This is a genomic window from Streptomyces sp. TLI_171 (assembly GCF_003610255.1).
Lineage (GTDB): Bacteria > Actinomycetota > Actinomycetes > Streptomycetales > Streptomycetaceae > Kitasatospora.
This window is the reverse complement of record NZ_RAPS01000001.1, coordinates 2,644,305-2,662,742: the sequence shown is the minus strand read 5'-3', so window position 1 is coordinate 2,662,742 and position 18,438 is coordinate 2,644,305. Positions and strand designations below refer to the sequence as shown.

Annotated in this window: 14 protein-coding genes; 9 read left to right on the top strand and 5 right to left on the bottom strand. The window is 72.4% G+C overall.

The genetic code is table 11. The features are described from left to right. Window positions 1-66: 66 nt before the first annotated feature. The 3 genes from BX266_RS12060 (at window position 67) to BX266_RS40825 (ending at window position 2,840) form a co-directional block, all read left to right on the top strand. On the top strand, window positions 67-1,404 hold the full coding sequence (locus BX266_RS12060) for an AAA family ATPase (protein ID WP_143686913.1): 1,338 nt from the start codon (window positions 67-69) through the stop codon (window positions 1,402-1,404). Continuing rightward, the gene (locus BX266_RS12055; RefSeq protein WP_099899254.1) at window positions 1,401-1,727 is read left to right on the top strand and encodes a nucleotide pyrophosphohydrolase; all 327 of its coding nucleotides are present in this window, start codon (window positions 1,401-1,403) and stop codon (window positions 1,725-1,727) included. The genes BX266_RS12060 and BX266_RS12055 overlap by 4 nt, the downstream gene beginning before the upstream one ends. Before the next feature lie 165 nt (window positions 1,728-1,892). Then, window positions 1,893-2,840 (top strand): DUF6099 family protein, encoded by a 948-nt coding sequence (locus BX266_RS40825; RefSeq protein ID WP_180290464.1) that lies wholly within the window; start codon window positions 1,893-1,895, stop codon window positions 2,838-2,840. 227 nt (window positions 2,841-3,067) lie between these two features. On the opposite strand, the gene dapD is transcribed toward BX266_RS40825, so the two are convergent. After that, entirely contained in the window at window positions 3,068-4,060 is a 993-nt protein-coding gene (gene dapD / locus BX266_RS12040; RefSeq protein WP_099899248.1) for a 2,3,4,5-tetrahydropyridine-2,6-dicarboxylate N-succinyltransferase, read from the bottom strand. A gap of 101 nt (window positions 4,061-4,161) precedes the next feature. Here dapD and BX266_RS12035 point away from each other — a divergent pair, with 101 nt between their 5' ends. From BX266_RS12035 to argF, 3 genes are all read left to right on the top strand, one after another. Further along, window positions 4,162-5,853, top strand: coding sequence for a 3' terminal RNA ribose 2'-O-methyltransferase Hen1 (locus tag BX266_RS12035; RefSeq protein WP_099899246.1), 1,692 nt, complete (start codon window positions 4,162-4,164; stop codon window positions 5,851-5,853). After that, window positions 5,850-8,453, top strand: coding sequence for a polynucleotide kinase-phosphatase (locus BX266_RS12030; protein WP_099899244.1), 2,604 nt, complete (start codon window positions 5,850-5,852; stop codon window positions 8,451-8,453). The genes BX266_RS12035 and BX266_RS12030 overlap by 4 nt, the downstream gene beginning before the upstream one ends. A 167-nt stretch (window positions 8,454-8,620) precedes the next feature. Continuing rightward, entirely contained in the window at window positions 8,621-9,622 is a 1,002-nt protein-coding gene (argF, locus tag BX266_RS12025; RefSeq protein ID WP_099899242.1) for an ornithine carbamoyltransferase, read from the top strand. A 24-nt stretch (window positions 9,623-9,646) separates the two neighbouring features. Here argF and BX266_RS12020 read toward each other — a convergent pair whose 3' ends face one another. From BX266_RS12020 to BX266_RS12005, 4 genes are all read right to left on the bottom strand, one after another. Then, window positions 9,647-10,183 (bottom strand): superoxide dismutase, encoded by a 537-nt coding sequence (locus BX266_RS12020; RefSeq protein WP_099899240.1) that lies wholly within the window; start codon window positions 10,181-10,183, stop codon window positions 9,647-9,649. Window positions 10,184-10,322: 139 nt separating this feature from the next. Beyond that, window positions 10,323-10,727, bottom strand: coding sequence for a type II toxin-antitoxin system VapC family toxin (locus tag BX266_RS12015; protein ID WP_099907728.1), 405 nt, complete (start codon window positions 10,725-10,727; stop codon window positions 10,323-10,325). Window positions 10,728-10,731: 4 nt separating this feature from the next. Then, window positions 10,732-11,694 (bottom strand): hypothetical protein, encoded by a 963-nt coding sequence (locus BX266_RS12010; protein ID WP_099899238.1) that lies wholly within the window; start codon window positions 11,692-11,694, stop codon window positions 10,732-10,734. Between the two features lie 59 nt (window positions 11,695-11,753). Then, on the bottom strand, window positions 11,754-12,275 hold the full coding sequence (locus BX266_RS12005) for a SigE family RNA polymerase sigma factor (RefSeq protein WP_099899236.1): 522 nt from the start codon (window positions 12,273-12,275) through the stop codon (window positions 11,754-11,756). Window positions 12,276-12,554: 279 nt separating this feature from the next. On the opposite strand from BX266_RS12005, the gene acnA reads away from it, so the two are divergent. From acnA to ngcE, 3 genes are all read left to right on the top strand, one after another. Then, a complete protein-coding gene (gene acnA / locus BX266_RS12000; RefSeq protein WP_099899234.1) occupies window positions 12,555-15,215 on the top strand; it encodes an aconitate hydratase AcnA in 2,661 nt (886 codons plus the stop codon). Between the two features lie 135 nt (window positions 15,216-15,350). Beyond that, entirely contained in the window at window positions 15,351-16,664 is a 1,314-nt protein-coding gene (locus tag BX266_RS11995; RefSeq protein WP_099899232.1) for a glycoside hydrolase family 18 protein, read from the top strand. Window positions 16,665-17,039: 375 nt separating this feature from the next. Further along, the gene (gene ngcE, locus BX266_RS11990; protein ID WP_099899230.1) at window positions 17,040-18,434 is read left to right on the top strand and encodes an N-acetylglucosamine/diacetylchitobiose ABC transporter substrate-binding protein; all 1,395 of its coding nucleotides are present in this window, start codon (window positions 17,040-17,042) and stop codon (window positions 18,432-18,434) included. Window positions 18,435-18,438: the final 4 nt, after the last annotated feature.

The window sequence follows — 18,438 nt, the reverse complement described above, 5'->3', positions numbered from 1 at the left end:
TCGAAGGGGTGAAAGGGCGTCAGGAGGGACGTTTCTGCAGCTCAGTGCGGGCCTAGAGTGCTCGGAGTGACCAGCGAAGCCCCCGTGGCCCCACCCCCGACGACCGGCCCGATCGGCGCTCCCGCGCCCGCACTCGCGCCCGCCCAGCAGGTGAAGCGCCCCACCGTCGAGGAACTGCGGCTGACCTCCTTCAAGTCCTACCGGCGCGCCACCCTCCCGATGTCGCCGCTGACCGTGCTGCACGGGCCGTCCGGGGCGGGCAAGTCCAATGCGCTGGACGCGCTGAGCGTGCTCTCCCGGCTGGCCCTCGGCGAGGAGATCAGGCCCTCGCTGGACGGCGTCGGCGGGCTGAGCGGCCCGCTCGCCGTGCCGGTCCGCGGCGGGCTGGCCGGCTGCGTGCCGCACGGGCGCAACGCGGTCATCCTGGGCTGCACCGTGCGCTCCTGCGTCGGGACGATCCGGCTGGAGGTGGTGGTGCGCACCGACGAGCGGGTCAGGATCGCCCGCGAGTGGCTCACCCTGGACGGCCGGACGCTGATGGAGACCGGCGAGCAGGATCTCGGCCGCGGCCGGGTCAACGTCACCTGGCACAACGACTCCCGGCAGGGCGACATCCGCGCCCCGCTGCCCAGCGGCAGCCTGATCACCGCCCAACTGCCGCTCCGGGTGGCCGGATCGTCCAACGGCGAACGCAAGGTGCTGGCCGCGTCCGAGCAACTGCTCACCGCGCTGCGCGAGGTCTTCGCCCTGCACCCGGTGCCCGCCGCGATGCGCGGCTGGGGCCGCCCGGAACCGGAGGCCAGGCTGCTCGGCACCGCCGCCAACATCTCCGCCGTCCTCGGCCGGCTCAAGCAGGAGTGCCAGCGCCGCTGGGCCCGGCTGCTGCGCGCCGTCCAGGCGGCCGCCCCGCACCCGCTGCTCGGCCTCGACGTGGCCCGGCGCGGCGAGGGCGACCGCCAGCGGCTGCTCGCCGTCTTCGACGAGGGCGTGCTCGGCCGGACCGGCGCCGACCAGGCCTCCGACGGCATGCTGCGACTGCTCGCCTTCGCGGCCGTCCTGCTCACCGGCGCCGGCGTGATCGACGTCGACCCGGCCGCCGAAGTCCCGGACGCCCACCGTCAGTTGGTGCTGCTCGCGGAGGACCTCGGGGCGGGCCTGGCGGCCGAGCAGGTCACCGCGCTGCTGCGGCTGGCCCGCGAGGTCACCGGCAAGGGCGACATCCGGCTGCTCGCCGCGCTGCAGGAACCCGGCCCGGCGCTCGCCCTGGACGGCATCGAGCTGGTGGAGTGCCGGCGCGATCCGGCCACCGGCCACAGCCTGCTGCGCCGCGCCGACCCGGCCGCCCGGGTGCCGGTCCAGGGCAGCGCGCGCGACGACGCGCCGGTGGTAGACCTGGGGGAATGAGCGACGACCTGACGGTGCCCGAACTCCAGCGGCGGCTGGCCGAGTTCGCGGCCGCCCGGAGCTGGCAGCCCTTCCACACCCCGAAGAACCTTGCCTCGGCGTTGAACGTCGAGGCCGGCGAACTGCTGGAGATCTTCCAGTGGTTGACGCCCGAGCAGTCCGCGGCGGTGATGGCCGACGGGACGACGGCGCACCAGGTCCGCGACGAGGTCGCGGACGTGCTGGCGTACCTGCTGCAGCTGTGCACCGTGCTGGAGGTGGACCCGCTGCGGGCACTGGCGGAGAAGATCGAACGCAACGAGCGGAGATTCCCGGCAGCCTGAGAAGTCATCCGGTCTTCCCTCCTGCGGGTGAGGCCGGTTGTCCACAGGGCCGGGTTGTCCACAGGTGTGGCGAACCCGCTGGGAGCGGTCCGCCGGCCGGCGGCACGCTGTGTCCCGTCACCGACCGCCGACGGACGGCGGCGGCGAAACGACGGGAGCGCCACCGTGGAGGCACTGCGACTGATCAAGACCGTCCGGCACGCCCTGGCCGAGGCCAGGGCGACGGGCGACATCCTGCACGAGGCCTGGCAGTCCGGGCTGCTGGCCGAAGCGGTCGGCGCCCGGATCGCCGACCACGACGGGGAGGAGTTCGCCACCCTCGGGCAGCTGCTCGGCGAGGCCGGGGCGCACACCGCGAGCTGCCTGCGGCAACCGCCCGAACCCGGCCTCGGCGAACCGCCCGGCGGCTTCGTCGAGTGGTCAGGACCCGCCCTGGTCGAACGGCTCACCGAACTGGGGGAGTTGGAGCCGGTCCTGGTCGAACTCGGCGCGCTGCTCGACGAGATGCGGGAGAGCCTGGTGGTGCTCGCCTGCGGCGCGGACACCGAGAGCCTGTACTGGAGCTGCATCGACGGGCTGGACGCGGGCTCCGAGTGCCGCGACCTGGTGGCCGAACTGCTGCGCCAGCAACGGAACCTGGCGGGAGAGCGGGAGGGCGCGGGGCCGCCGGAGGAGAACTCGACGGCGGAGCTGCGGGGCACGACCCCGGCGGCGGTCACCTCGGCGGTGAGCGGGTCGGTGAGCGGGCCGGTGACCTCGGCGGTGGGCTCAGGGGAGGCCTCGGCCACCAAGGCGGCAGGGGTCGCGCCGGGTGCGGCCCGGCGGGAGGAGCCGAGGCTCGTGGTCCCGCTGGGCCCGCCGGTCCCGGCGGTCTGCGCTCAGCTGCGGGCCGAACCGTCCACCGTGCCGTCCTGCCCGCCGCGGGCGGCGGAGGAGCGGAGATCGGAGTCGAGGCCGGCCAGGTCGGTGGTGATCGAGGCGAGCAACTCCTGCATCTGCTCCAGCAGCGACTTCGGGGTGGCGGGTGCGCTGCCCGCGGGGGTGCCCGGCGTGGGCGGCTCGGTCCAGGGCTCGGACATGAGGGGGCCCCTTCAACTCGGTGGTGCGGTGTGAAGCGCCGGGGGTCGACGCCGCCGGTCCAACGAGCCCCCGCCGCGCGCGGTCACCCCGGACCACCCGTAGAGGTCCAACCGCGGGGCCCGGTCAGCCCCAGGGGTGAGCCGAGTTTGCGAGGCCCGCCCCCGCTCGGCTACGGCGCCGGGCAGGAACGGGCCACCGGGTGGTCGCGGGCCGGCGGCCGCAGCAGGGCGGCCGCCGGGGCAACACCGTCTGACAGGAGGTCAGTTGTGCGAGTGCAGGTCCGCGTTCAGACCGCCCCACGAACCGGAGCGGGCGATCACCTCGACCGCGCCCGACTGCGAGTTGCGGCGGAACAGCAGGTTGTCCTGGCCGGACAGCTCCACCGCCTTGGCCACCGAGCCGTCGGGGGCGGTGACCCGGGTGCCGGCGGTGACGTACAGGCCGGCCTCCACCACGCAGTCGTTGCCCAGCGAGATGCCGATGCCCGCGTTGGCGCCCAGCAGGCAGCGCTCGCCCACCGAGACGACCTGCTTGCCGCCGCCGGAGAGGGTGCCCATGATCGAGGAGCCGCCGCCGATGTCGCTGTGGTCACCGACCACCACGCCCGCGCTGATCCGGCCCTCGACCATCGAGGTGCCCAGGGTGCCGGCGTTGAAGTTGACGAAGCCCTCGTGCATCACCGTGGTGCCCTCGGCCAGGTGCGCACCCAGGCGCACCCGGTCCGCGTGGGCGATCCGGACGCCGCTCGGCGCGACGTAGTCGGTCATCCGCGGGAACTTGTCGATGCCGTACAGGGCGAGCTGGCCGCCCTGGGAGCGCACCGCCAGCCGGGCCTGCTCGACGTTGCCGACCGGGGTCGGGCCGATCGACGTCCAGGCGACGTTCGCCAGCAGGCCGAAGATGCCGTCCAGGTTCTGGCCGTGCGGCTGCACCAGGCGGGCGGACAGCAGGTGCAGGCGCAGGTAGACGTCGTGCGCGTCCAGCGGCTTCTCGTCCAGCGAGGAGATGACGGTGCGCACCGCCACCACCTCGACGCCGCGCCGGGCATCGGTGCGCAGTGCCTCGGCGGCGCCCGGGCCGATGAGGCTCTCGGCCTCCTCGGCGCTCAGCCGGGCGGTGCCGGACGGGCCCGGAGCGGCAGCCAGCTCGGGCGCGGGGAACCAGGTGTCGAGGACGGTGCCGTCGGCGGCGATGGTCGCCAGACCGGCGGCCACCGCGCCGCTTGCGGGGGTGGAGGAGGTATCAGCAGTCACATCCCGCACCGTAACCAATCAGGGCGAGGGCTGACCAACACGCTCACCGGACGGACAAAACCTGGTGCCCGACCACCGGCCCACGGGTCATACTCGGCCGGGTGTTCGTATCGATCTCCACTACCGGCACCGCCGAGGACCCCGCGTCCGACCTGGGCTTTCTGCTGCACAAGCATCCTGACAAGGTGCAGCGGTTCACCACCGCGCACGGCACGGCTCACGTCTTCTACCCCGAGTCGGGGGAGCAGACGTGCACCGCCGCCCTGTTGCTGGAGGTCGACCCCACCGCGCTGCTCCGCCAGGGCCGCGGCAAGGGCCGGGCCGGCTCGCCCGACCTCGCGCTCGCCCAGTACGTCAACGACCGGCCGTACGCCGCGTCCTCGCTGCTCGCGGTGGCGCTGCGCACCGTCTACCGGTCCGCGATGAAGGGCGAGTGCCCGCACCGCCCCGAATTGCCCGGGCGCACCCTGCCGTTGCGGATCGCGCTGCCCGCCGTCCCGGTCGCGGGCGGTGACGGCCCCGCGCTGGTGGAGCGCCTGTTCGCCCCGCTGGGCTGGCAGGTCGGCGTGACGCCCGTCCCGCTGGACGAGTCCTTCCCCGAGTGGGGCGACTCCCGGTACGTGCGGCTCGAACTCACCGGCACGCTGCGGCTCGCCGACGCGCTGCAGCACCTGTACGTGCTGCTGCCGGTCCTCGACGGCGCCAAGCACTACTGGGTCGCGCCCGACGAGGTGGACAAGCTGCTCGCGGCCGGCCAGGGCTGGCTCGCCGAGCACCCCGAACGCGCCCTGATCGCCCGCCGCTACCTGTCCCGCCGCTGGTCGCTGACCAAGCTCGCGATGGAACGCCTCGCCCTGGCCCGGTTGGCCGAGGCCGACGACCGCGAGGCGGAGGAACTCGACAACGCCGTCCCGGACACCCCGGACACCCCGGACGTCCCGGACACCCCGGACACCCCGGAGATGGCCGCCGCCGACCCGACCGGCACCGACAGCACCGACAGCACCGGGAACACCGACAGCACCGGGAACACGGTCGTCGCCGTCCAGGCCGACGGCACGTCAGGGCCGGCGGGGGCGGCGACTCCGGCGGAGGACGAGAAGCGCGGCGAGTCGCTGGCCGCCCAGCGGCGGACGGCGATCCTCGACGCCCTGGCCCGCACCGGTGCGGCCCGGGTGCTCGACCTGGGCTGCGGGCAGGGCGAGCTGATCGGCGCGCTGCTCAAGGAGCCGAGGGTCACCGAGGTGCTCGGGGTCGACGTCTCCTCCCGCGCCCTGACGATCGCCGCCCGCAAGCTCCACCTCGACCGGATGTCGGAACGTCAGGCGGCCCGGGTCAAGCTGGTCCAGGGCGCGCTGACGTACACCGACGCCCGGCTGAAGGGCTACGACGCGGCGGTGCTGTGCGAGGTGATCGAGCACCTCGACCTGCCCCGGCTGCCCGCGCTGGAGTACGCCGTGTTCGGCGCGGCCCGGCCCACCGCGGTCGTCGTCACCACGCCGAACGCCGAGTACAACGTGCACTGGGAGACGCTGCCCGCCGGGCGGATGCGCCACGACGACCACCGCTTCGAGTGGAGCCGCGCCGAGTTCGCGGCCTGGACGGAGCAGGTCGCCGCCGACTACGGCTACACCGTCGAGGTGGAGCCGGTCGGCCCGCTCGACCCGGCGCTCGGCGCGCCCACCCAGCTCGCCCACTTCCGCCTCGCCGAACCCTCGGCCGCACCCGGGGCGTCCACCCCGACCGACACCCCGTCGAACGACCCCGCCCCGGAAGGGAGCGCCCACCGATGACCACCGCAACCCCGGAGACGACCCCCGCCCGGGCCGGCCGCCGGCTGCCCGTCACCGACGTCTCGCTGGTGGTGCTGATCGGCAGCACCGGCGCGGGCAAGTCCAGCTTCGCCCGCAAGCACTTCAAGCCCACCGAGGTGGTCTCCTCCGACTCCTGCCGGGGCCTGGTCGCCGACGACGAGAACGACCAGTCCGCTTCCGCCGACGCCTTCGACCTGCTGCACTACATCGTCGGCAAGCGCCTCGCGGCGGGTCGGCTCACCGTGGTCGACGCCACCAACGTCCAGGACCACGCCCGCCGGGCGCTGGTCGCGATCGCCCGTGAGCACCACGTGCTGCCGATCGCCATCGTGCTGGACGTTCCGGCGGAGGTGTGCGCCGAACGCAACCGGGCCAGACCGGACCGGCAGCTGCCCGCCCACGTGATCCCCCGTCACCAGCGCGACCTGCGCCGCTCGCTGCGCGGGCTGGAACGCGAGGGCTTCCGCAAGGTGCACGTGCTGCGCGGCGTCGAGGAGATCGAGCACGCCGAGATCGTCCCGGAGAAGCGGTACAACGACCTGCGGCACCTGACCGGCCCGTTCGACATCGTCGGCGACATCCACGGCTGCCGCTCCGAGCTGGAGACCCTGCTCGGCCGGCTCGGCTACGCGACCACCCGCGACGAGCAGGGCCGCGCCGTCGACGCCGCGCACCCGGAGGGCCGCACCGCGGTCTTCGTCGGCGACCTGGTCGACCGCGGCCCGGACACCCCGGGCGTGCTGCGCCTGGTGATGGGCATGGTCGCGGCCGGCCACGCCCTCTGCGTCCCCGGCAACCACGAGAACAAGCTGGGCCGCTGGATGGGCGGCCGCAAGGTCACCGTCTCGCACGGCCTGCAGGAGTCGATCGACCAGCTGTCCGGCGAGAGCGAGGAGTTCCGCGCCGAGGTGCGGGAGTTCATGCGCGGCCTGGTCAGCCACTACCTGCTGGACGGCGGCGCGCTGGTGGTCTGCCACGCCGGTCTGCCGGAGAAGTTCCACGGCCGGGCCTCCGGCCGGGTCCGCTCGCACGCGCTGTACGGCGACACCACCGGTGAGACCGACGAGTACGGCCTGCCGGTGCGCTACCCGTGGGCCGAGGAGTACCGCGGCCGCGCCCTGGTGGTCTACGGCCACACCCCGGTGCCGGTGGCGAGCTTCCTCAACAACACCATCTGCCTGGACACCGGCTGCGTGTTCGGCGGCAGCCTCACCGCGCTGCGCTACCCCGAGCGCGAAGTGGTCTCCGTCCCGGCCGAGCAGGAGTGGTACGAGCCGGTCCGCCCGATGCACACCGACGCGCCGGGCGGCCGGGAGGGCCGTCCGCTGGACCTCGCCGACGTGGCCGGCCGCCGCGTGGTGGAGACCGCCCGGCTCGGCAACGTCGCCGTCCGGGAGGAGAACGCCGCCGCGGCGCTGGAGGTGATGAGCCGCTTCGCGCTCGACCCGCGGCTGCTCGCCTACCTGCCGCCGACCATGGCGCCGTCGCCGACCTCCCGTCGCGACGGCTGGCTGGAACACCCCGAGGAGGCGTTCCTCGCCTACCGGCACGACGGGGTGCGGCAGGTGATCTGCGAGGAGAAGCACATGGGCTCGCGGGCCGTCGTGCTGGTCGCCCGGGACGACACCGCCCTGGAGAAGCGCTTCGGCCTGCCCGGCCCGGGCGCGATCTGGACCAGGACCGGCCGTGCGTTCCTCAACGACGAGCAGCTCACCGGCGCGATCCTGGACCGGCTGCGGACCGCCGCCGAGCGGTCCGGCCTGTTCGAGGAGCTCGACACCGGGTGGCTGCTGCTGGACGCCGAGCTGATGCCCTGGTCGCTGAAGGCCGTGGAGCTGCTGCGCCGTCAGTACGCCGCGGTCGGCGCGGCTGCGGGCGCCGCGCTGCCCGCAGCCCTGGACGCGCTCGCCCTGGCCGCCGGGCGCGGCCTCGACGTGCAGGAGCTGACGGACCGCCAGCAGGAGCGCGCCGCCGACGCGCTGGCCTTCACCGAGGCCTACCGGCGCTACTGCTGGCCCACCGAGGGCCTCAGCGGCATCCGGCTGGCCCCGTTCCAGCTGCTCGCCGCCGAGGGGGCCAACCTGGCGCTGCGCCCGCACACCGAGCACCTCGACCTGATCGACCGCCTGGTCGACGCCGACCGTGCGGCCGCGGCGGCGGACGGCGCCACTTCGGTGCTGCACCGCACCGGGCGGCTGCTGGTCGACACCGAGGACGAGTCCTCGGTGGCCGCCGCCACCGCCTGGTGGGAGGAGCTCACCGCGGCCGGCGGCGAGGGCATGGTGGTCAAGCCGGTCGAGGCCCTGCACCGGGACGGCTCCGGCCGGCTGGTCCAGCCGGGGCTGAAGGTCCGCGGCCGCGAGTACCTGCGGATCATCTACGGCCCGGACTACACCCGGCACCTGGACCGGCTGCGTCAGCGCTCGCTCGGCCACAAGCGCTCGCTCGCGCTGCGCGAGTACGCGCTCGGCCTGGAGTCGCTGGACCGGTTGGCCGCGGGCGAGCCGCTGTGGCGGGTGCACGAGGCGGTGTTCGCGGTGCTGGCCCTGGAGTCCGAGCCGGTCGACCCCCGGCTCTGACCTCGGCGGCTCGCACCGCAGCTGCCACGACGCCGACGCGCGGCCGGGAGCCGCCCGCCCCGAGGGTGGGCTCCCGGCCGCGCGTCGGCCATCTTCTTGTTGCATGAATATTCGAGTACTCGTATACACTTCCCGTCTCAGTCCGTTGACCGACCCAGGAGACCGGTATGGCGTTCAACCTCCGGAACAGGCACTTCCTCAAGGAGCTCGACTTCACTCCCCAGGAGTTCCGTCACCTGGTCGACCTCGCCGCCCAGCTCAAGGCCGCCAAGTACGCGGGCACCGAGCAGCCCCGGCTGCGCGGCAAGAACATCGCGCTGATCTTCGCCAAGACCTCCACCCGGACCCGCTGCGCCTTCGAGGTCGCCGCCCACGACCAGGGCGCGTCCACCACCTACCTCGACCCGGCCGGCTCGCAGATGGGCCACAAGGAGTCGATCAGGGACACCGCACGGGTCCTGGGCCGGATGTTCGACGGCATCGAGTACCGCGGCGACGGCCAGGAGATCGTCGAGGAGCTGGCCGCGCACGCCGGCGTCCCGGTGTGGAACGGCCTGACCGACGAGTGGCACCCCACCCAGATGCTGGCCGACGTGCTGACCGTCCGGGAGCACTCCACCAAGCCGCTGCACGAGACCACGCTGGTCTACCTCGGCGACTCCCGCTGCAACACCGGCAACTCGCTGCTGATCACCGGCGCGCTGCTGGGCATGGACATCCGAATCGTCGCCCCGGCGCAGCTCTGGCCCGCCGAGGAGGTCCGCAAGGCCGCCGAGGCGCTGGCCGGCACCACCGGCGCCCGGATCACCCTCACCGAGGACGTGGCGGCGGGCGTGGCGGGCGCCGACTTCCTGTACACCGACGTCTGGGTGTCGATGGGCGAGCCCAAGGAGGTCTGGGCCGAGCGGATCGCGCTGCTGAAGCCGTACCAGGTCTCGATGGACACCGTGCGCGCCACCGGGAACCCGGCGGTCAAGTTCCTGCACTGCCTGCCCGCGTACCACGACCTCGGCACCGAGATCGGCCGGCAGATGTACGAGCTCACCGGCATGGCGGAGCTGGAGTGCACCGACGAGCTGTTCGAGTCCGCGCACTCCGTGGTCTTCGACCAGGCCGAGAACCGCCTGCACACCATCAAGGCCGTGCTGGTCGCGACCCTCGGCTCCTGACCGCGCCGGAAAGGTGAGCGGGCGTCAGAAGTCGACGTCCACGCACGCCGCCCGGTCGGCCGCCGCGTGCGGCCCGGCGGGGATGCCCGCGTGCAGCACCAGCGAGTGCGCCTCGTCCGGCCGGAACTCCCAGGGGACGGTCGCCGAGGCCACCCCGGCCCCGCCCGGGTCGGTGCGCACCGTCATCCGGACCTCGTTGTCCGCCGCCTCCGAGCCCGCCACCTGCTGGTAGTGCGGGCCGGAGGCCGCCGGGTCGGCGCCGCAGCCGCCGGTGTGCACGTGCGCGGGGAACTCGTGCGGCCCGGCCACCCCGGCGAGCTCCACCGAGACGGTGGTGTGCCCGGCCGCCCGTCCGACGGTGACCCGCACCTGGGAGCCGTACGGGACCAGGTCCGGCGCGTGGGTGATCGCGCGGGCCGGGACGAAGCCGTCGGCCCGGTCGAAGCGGGCGTCCACCACCCGGTCCGCCGTGGGCGCGGCCGGGCCCTCGGCGCCGGGCGGACTGATCGGCAACAGGGCGAGCGGCACCAGCAGCGCACCGGTGGCGGGGGACAGGGGCATCGCGGACCTTCCGACGGGCCGTCAGGGACACCGTCCACGGTGGCCGCCGCCCGCCCCGCTGCGCACGCCGCCGTGCCGCACCGGCGCACACAGTCACCCGTACGGGAACGCGGGGCGCGACCCGGCCGTCGACGGTCCGTCAGCCGGTCGCGGTGATGCCGCGGATCTCGCAGCGCGGCCCGCTGGCGCGCATCAGCCGCAGGTCGGCGGTGATCAGCGGGGCGCCGAACTGTTCGGCGACCGCGACGTACGCGGCGTCGTCCGGGGTCAGGTTGTCCTTGAGCTCCCAGATCCGGTCGAGCAGCGGGGCCACCGGGACCTTGCGGATGGTCAGTCCGGGCAGCCGGCGGGCGAGTTCGGCGACCTGCTCGGCGGTCAGCTGCTTGGCGAGGTACAGCCCGCGCAGGGACTGCATCACCTCGATCACCACGTGCTCGGGAGCCGCCCACTCGGGGTCGGCGGCCAGCGCGGCCCGGGCGGCATCGCCGCGCGGGCCCTGGTCGGAGAGGAACAGCACCACCGCAGAGGCGTCGACCACGATCACCCGTTCACCGTAGCCCACCGCCGACCGCCGCCTGGGGGCCGCCCAGGACGGTGGCGTCCGGCGCCGGCGAGCTGCCCGGCCGCGGGCCGGTCGGGAACTTCTGCGCCGCCGCCCGGGCCTCGTCCAGACCGATGACGGGCTGCCAGGTCGGACTCAGCGCCATCTTGAGCAGGGTGTCGCGGTCGATCAGCGGGGCGCGCTCGGCGGTGCCGGTGGCGAGCAGGACGACCCGGACGCCGTCCGGGGTCAGCAGGTCCACCCGGCGGACGATCCGGTGGGAGGCGTCGCGCGCGGTGGTGACCACGCCGGTGGTGCCGGGGCGGGCGGTGATCGGGGCGCAGTCCTCGGTGGCCGGGTGGCCGGCGCAGTCGTATCCCCCGGCGGACCCCTGCGGCGGCGTGGCCGGGTACTGGATCCGGGCCTCCACGGTTCCGGCCCCGCTCCCGCTCTCGGGCCCGCTGCCGGCCACCGCCCCCGCCTCCGTCCCGCCGACACCCCCGTCGCTCGCGCCCACGTCCCCGTAGCTGCTGCCGTCCGCAGCCGAGGCGGTCCGCTCGTGGCGCAGCGAGGCGCGCACCACGACCGCCACCCGGCCCCGGGCGGAGGCGCTGTCGTCGGTCCAGCCGTCGGCGCCCAGGCCCTCGGGGAGCAGCGAGAGCAGGGTGTGGAAGGCGGCCGGGCCGGTCAGCAGGGTCTTGCCGGGGGGCAGCGAGATGCTCGCCGCGGGGACGGGGGCGAGCGTCTCCGGACCGGCGGCGGCGGTCACTGCGGGGGCGGTCGGGCGCAGCAGCAGTCCGCCGGCCACCGCGAGCGCGGCGACGGCGGCCACCGTCCCGGCGAGCGCGACCCGCCGCCGGGCCCGGAGGGCCCTTCCTTCGGCGGCGGCCCCGGCGATCAGCAGCCCGAGGTCGGGTGCGGCGTCGCCGACCGCCCGCCCGAAGACGTCGCGCAGCTCCTGCTCGGGCATCGGGACTCTCGCTTTCGGTGGGTGGGAGGGGCGGCGCGGAGGGAGGGCGGCGGGGCCGGTCACGGCACCAGGGTGTCCAGGTGCGGGGCGAGTTGGCGGCGCAGCCGGGTGAGGGCCCGCAGCGCGCGGACCCGGACGGTGCCGGGGGTGAGCCGGAGTTCGGCGGCGGTCTCCTCGACGCTGCGGTCCTCCCAGTAGCGCAGGACCAGCACGGCCCGGTCCCTGGGCGGCAGTTCGGCGAGGGCGGCGAGCAGGGCGACCCGCAGCGCCGGGTCCTGGTCGGGGGCGGCCTGTTCGGGCAGCAGGTCGAGGCCGGGCAGTTCGCTGCTGCGGCGCAGCCGGCGGTGCGAGAGGTAGCAGCGGACCAGCACGGTGCGCGCGTAGGCGGCGGGGCTGTCGGCGTGCTTCACGCGCCCCCAGGAGGCGTAGATCCGGGCCAGCGCGGTCTGGGTGAGGTCCTCGGCCAGGTGCCAGTCGCCGCAGAGCAGCAGGGCGGTGCGGAACAGCGCGGCGCCCCGGCTGTGCGCGAACTCCTCGAACTCGCGCCGCTCCTCGGCCGCCCTGCGCCGCCCCACCACCACCCGCGCGCCCCGTTCCGGTCCGCCGACACCCGTACAGAGGGACAGACGCGCGGGGCGGGTGGTTGCGTTACACGCGGCGCGGGCCGTGCCGGTGAGGTGCGGGCGGAGCCCATGCACTATGGTTTATCTCGACATCGAGATACATTGCGCGGTACGCTTTATCTTGACGTCAAGATACTTGCCGAGAGGCGCAGGCCTCCATCCTCGGCTCGGTAAGCGGCGGCAGTCAGGTTAGCTAAGGCTTACCTTATCACCGGGTGGACCAAGAAGGAGTCAGTCGTGTCCGCGAACAGCTTCGACGCCCGCAGCTCGCTGCAGGTGGGCGACGAGTCGTACGAGATCTTCAAGCTCTCCGCCGTCGAGGGTTCCGAGCGGCTGCCGTACAGCCTCAAGGTCCTGCTGGAGAACCTCCTCCGCACCGAGGACGGCGCCAACATCACCGCCGACCACATCCGCGCCCTGGGCGGCTGGGACGCCGCGGCGGAGCCGAGCGAGGAAATCCAGTTCACGCCCGCCCGCGTGATCATGCAGGACTTCACCGGTGTCCCCTGTGTCGTCGACCTGGCCACCATGCGCGAGGCCGTCAAGGACCTCGGCGGCGACCCGGCGAAGATCAACCCGCTGGCGCCGGCCGAGCTGGTCATCGACCACTCGGTCATCGCCGACAAGTTCGGCACCCCGGACGCCTTCGTCCAGAACGTCGAGATCGAGTACGGCCGCAACAAGGAGCGCTACCAGTTCCTGCGCTGGGGCCAGACCGCGTTCGACGAGTTCAAGGTCGTCCCGCCCGGCACCGGCATCGTCCACCAGGTCAACATCGAGCACCTGGCCCGCACCGTCATGGTCCGCAACGGCCAGGCGTACCCGGACACCTGCGTCGGCACCGACTCGCACACCACCATGGTCAACGGCCTGGGCGTGCTGGGCTGGGGCGTCGGCGGCATCGAGGCCGAGGCCGCGATGCTCGGCCAGCCGGTCTCGATGCTGATCCCGCGCGTGGTGGGCTTCAAGCTCAACGGCCAGCTGCCGGCCGGCACCACCGCCACCGACCTGGTGCTCACCATCACCGAGATGCTGCGCAAGCACGGTGTGGTCGGCAAGTTCGTCGAGTTCTACGGCGAGGGCGTCACCTCGATCCCGCTGGCGAACCGCGCCACCATCGGCAACATGTCGCCGGAGTTCGGCTCGACCTGCGCGATCTTCCCGATCGACGCCGAGACCATCAACTACCTGAAGCTCACCGGCCGCAGCGAGCAGCAGCTCGCCCTGGTCGAGGCGTACGCCAAGGAGCAGGGCCTCTGGCACGACCCGTCGGTCGAGCCGGTCTACTCCGAGTACCTGGAGCTGGACGTCTCCACCGTCGTCCCGTCGATCTCCGGCCCGAAGCGCCCGCAGGACCGGGTGATCCTGGCCGAGGCCGCCGCGAAGTTCGCCGAGGCGCTGCCGACCTACTCCGCCGAGGCCTCGAAGCCGACCGCCGTCACCGCCCCCGACGGCAGCTCGTACGAGATCGACAACGGCGCGGTCGTGATCGCCTCGATCACCTCCTGCACCAACACCTCCAACCCCTCCGTCATGCTGGGCGCCGCCCTGCTGGCGAAGAAGGCCGTGGAGAAGGGCCTGCACGTCAAGCCCTGGGTCAAGACCACCCTGGCGCCGGGCTCCAAGGTCGTCATGGACTACTACGAGAAGGCCGGCCTGCTCCCGTACATGGAGAAGCTGGGCTTCAACCTGGTCGGCTACGGCTGCGTCACCTGCATCGGCAACTCGGGCCCGCTGCCCGAGGAGGTCTCCGCCGCGGTGAACGAGGCCGACCTCGCGGTCGTCTCGGTGCTCTCCGGCAACCGCAACTTCGAGGGCCGGATCAACCCGGACGTCAAGATGAACTACCTGGCCTCCCCGCCGCTGGTGGTCGCCTACGCCCTCGCCGGCAACATGAACGTCGACATCACCCGTGACGCCCTGGGCCAGGACGCGGACGGCAACGACGTGTTCCTCGCCGACATCTGGCCGTCCGAGCAGGAGGTCGCCGACGTCGTCGCCGGCTCCATCGACGAGGCCATGTTCGACAAGGGCTACCAGGACGTCTTCGCGGGCGACCACCGCTGGCAGTCGCTCCCGGTCCCGACCGGCAACACCTTCGAGTGGGACGCCGAGTCGACCTACGTCCGCAAGCCCCCGTACTTCGAGGGCATGGCCAAGACCCCGAGCCCGGTGACCGACATCTCCGGCGCCCGCGTGCTGGCCAAGCTGGGCGACTCGGTCACCACCGACCACATCTCCCCGGCCGGCAACATCAAGCCGGGCACCCCGGCGGCGCAGTACCTCACCGAGCACGGTGTGGAGAAGCGCGACTTCAACTCCTACGGCTCGCGCCGTGGCAACCACGAGGTCATGATCCGCGGCACCTTCGCCAACATCCGCCTGCGCAACCAGATCGCGCCGGGCACCGAGGGCGGCTACACCCGCGACTTCACCCAGGCCGACGCCCCGGTGTCGTTCATCTACGACGCCTCGCAGAACTACCAGGCCGCCGGCACCCCGCTGGTCGTCCTGGCGGGCAAGGAGTACGGCTCCGGCTCGTCCCGCGACTGGGCGGCCAAGGGCACCGCGCTGCTCGGCGTCAAGGCCGTCATCGCCGAGTCCTACGAGCGCATCCACCGCTCCAACCTGATCGGCATGGGTGTCCTGCCGCTGCAGTTCCCGGCCGGCCAGAACGCCGACTCGCTGGGCCTGACCGGCGAGGAGACCTTCGAGTTCACCGGTGTCACCGAGCTGAACGAGGGCCGCACCCCGAAGACCGTCAAGGTCAAGGCGGTCGCCGCGGCGGGCGACACCGTCGAGTTCGACGCGGTGGTGCGCATCGACACCCCCGGTGAGGCGGACTACTACCGCAACGGCGGCATCCTGCAGTACGTGCTGCGCAGCCTGATCGGCTGAGTCGACAGGTAGCACCCGGGAGGCCGGACCGCATCGCGCGGTCCGGCCTCTTGTGCGTTCCGGGCCCAATGGACTAAACCTCTCCATCAGCACATGGTCCATACCAATTGACGCTGAATCGGAGAGATTCACGGAATGACCAGACGCACCGCAGCATTCCTCGCCGCCGCGACCATCGGGGCCCTGCTCGTCTCCCCGGCCACCGCCCAGGCCCACGAGAAGAACCACCGGCTCGAAGGCCAGCGGGTCGGCTACTTCACCCAGTGGGGCATCTACAGCGGCTTCTCGGCCAAGAAGGTCCAGGACAGCGGCCAGGCCGGCAAGCTGACCGTCATCAACTACGCCTTCGGCAACGTCTCCGCCGACGGCACCTGCTTCGAGGCCAACGCCGCCGGCGTCGGCGACGCCTGGGCCGACTACCAGCGCCCGGTGGGCGCCGAGGAGTCGGTGGACGGCGTGGCCGACACCCCGGAGCAGGCGCTCAAGGGCAACTTCAACCAGCTGCGCAAGCTGAAGGCAGCCAACCCGCAGCTGCGCGCGGTGGTCTCGCTCGGCGGCTGGAGCTGGTCCAAGTACTTCTCCGACGCCGCGCTGACCGACGCGTCCCGGAAGAAGTTCGTCTCCTCCTGCATCGACCTGTACCTCAAGGGCAACCTGCCGCAGCTGGGCTCCGCCGAGGGCGGCGCGGGCGCGGGCGCCGGGGTGTTCGACGGCATCGACATCGACTGGGAGTACCCGGGCGGCGGCGGTGACGGGGGCAACGTAGTGCGCCCCGAGGACGGCAGGAACTACACCCTGCTGATGCAGGAGTTCCGCCGTCAGCTGGACGCGCTGTCCGGCAAGAAGGGCCCGCACTACCTGCTGACCGCGGCGGTCCCGGCCGGCGAGGCCAAGATCGACCAGCTGGAGGTCAAGAAGGTCGCCAAGTCGGTGGACTGGCTGAACCTGATGACCTACGACCTGCACGGCCCCTGGGAGGCCCAGGGCCCGACCAACCACGACGCCAACCTGTACACCGACAAGGCCGACGCCTCCGGGCTCCAGCTCAGCGTGGACCGCGTGGTGCGGACCTACCTCGACCGCGGCCTGCCGGCCAAGAAGGCCGTGGTGGGCGTCCCGTTCTACGGCTACGGCTGGACGGGCGTGCCGGCCGGTCCGAAGGCCGACGGCCTGTACCAGTCGGCGACCGGGCTGTCCCGCGGCGGCAACCTGCCGTACAACCAGATCAAGGACCTGCCGGGCACGGTCTTCACCGACCGGGCGCACGGTGCGACCTGGAAGTACGACGGCACCGAGTTCTGGACGTACGACACCCCGGAGCTGCTGGCCCGCAAGGCCCGGTACGTGTCGCAGAACGACCTCGGCGGCGTGATGGCCTGGTCGCTGGACAACGACGACAGCCAGGGCAGCCTGGTCGCCGCCCTGGACAAGGGACTCCGGGAGGACTGAGCACCCGTTAGGGCCAGACCCCCGCGCGCAGCTTCGCGCAGCACGGTTCCCGAACCGTGATGCGCGAAGCTGCGCATTTCTATGTTCAAACGAACACTAACGCGCTAGATTCTCGGTCCAAGGTGGCGCGGACACGCAATTTGCAGGGTTCCTGCACATTGCACATGCTGCATCGCCGACAACGGTTCGACCGTCAGGTTTGTTATCAGACCCACTGACTATTGCCGCTGAGTGAACAGTGGACTATACCTTTGCAGCATCATCACACCGCCTCTGACCGGCACATTCGCCGCTGGGCACCTTCCGGGCCACGGGAGTTGACGACAGGTCAGCTCCGGCCCATGTCTCTTCTGGAACTGAGGGGTTAGGGCACGCATGGGCTCTGCAACTGAGTACAACCGCCGCGACCTGTTCAAGCGCGCGGCCGCGATCACCGTCCTGGCGGCCGGCGGCACCTCGCTGCTCGCGGCCTGCGCCGGCGGTACCGGCAGCAGCGACTCCAAGTCGAGCGCCCCGGCGGCCGGCGGCGACAGCAAGAACCCGTTCGGGGTCAAGGCGGGCGACCCGCTGGACGTCGTGATCTTCAAGGGCGGCTACGGCGACGACTACGCCAAGTCCTTCGAGGACATGTACAAGAAGACCTACACCGGCGCGGCCATCTCCCACCTGGGCACCCAGGAGATCAGCGGCAAGCTCCAGCCGCGCTTCAACGCGGGCAACCCGCCGGACGTCATCGACGACTCGGGCGCCCAGCAGATGAAGATCGACGTCCTGGTGGGCGCCAACCAGCTCACCGACCTGACGGTGCTGCTGGACGCCCCGTACCTGGACGACCCGACCAAGAAGATCCGCGACGTCCTGCTGCCCGGCACCATCGAGCAGGGCACGGTCAGCGGCAAGATGTACTCGCTGAACTACGTCTACACGGTCTTCGGCCTGTGGTACTCGGCGAAGCTCTTCAAGGACAAGGGCTGGACCGTCCCGAAGACCTGGGACGAGTTCATCACCCTGTGCGGCACCATCAAGGCCGCCGGCATCGCCCCGTTCGCGCACCAGGGCAAGTACCCCTACTACGCGAACGTCGCGATCTTCGACCTGATCGCCAAGCAGGGCGGCCTGGACCTGGTCAAGAAGATCGACGCCTGTGACCCGACGGCGTTCGACGACCCGGCCGTGCTGACCTCGGTCACCGCGTTCTACAAGATCATGGAGGGTGACTTCCTCCTCCCCGGCACCAACGGCATGACCCACACCGAGTCGCAGACCGCCTGGTGCCAGGGCAAGGCCGCCTTCATCCCGTCCGGCTCCTGGCTGGAGAACGAGATGCTCGCGGCGACCCCGGCCGACTTCGACATGGCCTTCCTGCCGATGCCGTCGCTCCCGGGCGACAAGCTGCCCGCCGCAGCGGTCCGCGCCGGCGCCGGCGAGCCGTTCATCGTTCCGGCCAAGGCCAAGAACAAGAACGGCGGCCTCGAGTTCCTCCGCATGATGCTGACCAAGGAGGGCTCCGGCAAGTTCGCCGCGGCCGCCAACTCGCTCACCGTCCTCAAGGACGGCATCGGCGCGGACGTGGTGCTCAAGCCCGGCACCAAGTCCTCCGCCACCGCCGTGTCCGCGGCGGGCACCAACACCTTCAACTACACCTACCCGGACCTGCAGTCGGCGTTCAACGAAGAGGTGCAGAACGCCACCAACGAGCTGATGAACAAGCGCATCGACCCGAAGGCCTGGGTCGCCCGCGTGAAGGCCGCCACCTCGAAGAAGGTCTGACACC

What these genes read in the sequence shown, in the direction of transcription:
- ngcE (WP_099899230.1), top strand. Translation starts at nt 17,040, where the DNA reads ATGGGCTCTGCAACTGAGTACAACCGCCGCGACCTGTTCAAGCGCGCG.
- argF (WP_099899242.1), top strand. Translation starts at nt 8,621, where the DNA reads ATGGCGTTCAACCTCCGGAACAGGCACTTCCTCAAGGAGCTCGACTTC.
- BX266_RS12010 (WP_099899238.1), bottom strand. Translation starts at nt 11,694, where the DNA reads ATGCCCGAGCAGGAGCTGCGCGACGTCTTCGGGCGGGCGGTCGGCGAC.
- BX266_RS12030 (WP_099899244.1), top strand. Translation starts at nt 5,850, where the DNA reads ATGACCACCGCAACCCCGGAGACGACCCCCGCCCGGGCCGGCCGCCGG.
- BX266_RS12020 (WP_099899240.1), bottom strand. Translation starts at nt 10,183, where the DNA reads ATGCCCCTGTCCCCCGCCACCGGTGCGCTGCTGGTGCCGCTCGCCCTG.
- BX266_RS11995 (WP_099899232.1), top strand. Translation starts at nt 15,351, where the DNA reads ATGACCAGACGCACCGCAGCATTCCTCGCCGCCGCGACCATCGGGGCC.
- BX266_RS12055 (WP_099899254.1), top strand. Translation starts at nt 1,401, where the DNA reads ATGAGCGACGACCTGACGGTGCCCGAACTCCAGCGGCGGCTGGCCGAG.